The organism is Ralstonia sp. VS2407, from assembly GCF_052950655.1.
The window spans coordinates 1-595 of the sequence record NZ_JBRFVG010000090.1 but is presented as its reverse complement, the minus strand read 5'-3'; the positions used below and the strand labels follow the sequence as shown (position 1 = coordinate 595).

The 595-nt window shown below is 73.6% G+C and carries 1 protein-coding gene; it reads right to left on the bottom strand.

All coding sequences use genetic code 11. The features are described 5' to 3' along the window. Window positions 1-595: methyltransferase domain-containing protein (locus ACU8YE_RS24000; protein WP_446929852.1), on the bottom strand; the 595-nt coding region annotated here is incomplete at both ends.

Below are 595 nucleotides of genomic sequence, written 5' to 3'. Positions count from 1 at the left end.
AGCGAAGGCCGCGGGCGCAACGGCCGCCGGCGGAATCGCCTCCACGCGCGGCGCGCCGGATGCCGCGGCCGCCCGGCGCGCCGGCACCGCCGCTTGCGTGCCGCCCGAAGGCGACGCGGCCGCGCCGGCCCCCGGCGCGGCGGCCGCGCGCGGCTGCCGTACCACGCCGTCGCTCTGCGCGACGATGACTTGCTGGCCGTGTGCATGCAGCCCTTGCGCGGGGAAGAACACATACTCGAAGCCCTCTTCCGCCAGCACGCGCCGCCACGTCGACGAATCGATGCCGGGCGAGCCGGGTATCCGCAAATCGGCGTCCTCGTACATCCACCAGCCGTCCAGCAGCCCGAACGTCACATGGCTGAACAGCGACTTGACGCTCAGTTCGTTCAGGATCAGCAGGCCGCCCGCGCGCAGCGTCGCCTTCACGTTGCGCAGCGCGCGCCGGACGTCGCGCGTCGCGTGCAGCACGTTGGTCGCGACCGCGACGTCATAGCGGCCGCCCGGCACGCGCTGCGCGGCGATCGGCTTGTCGACGTCGAAGATCCCGGTCGTCAGGAACGGCGCGCGCGGCGCGTAATGCTCGCGCGCATGCAGC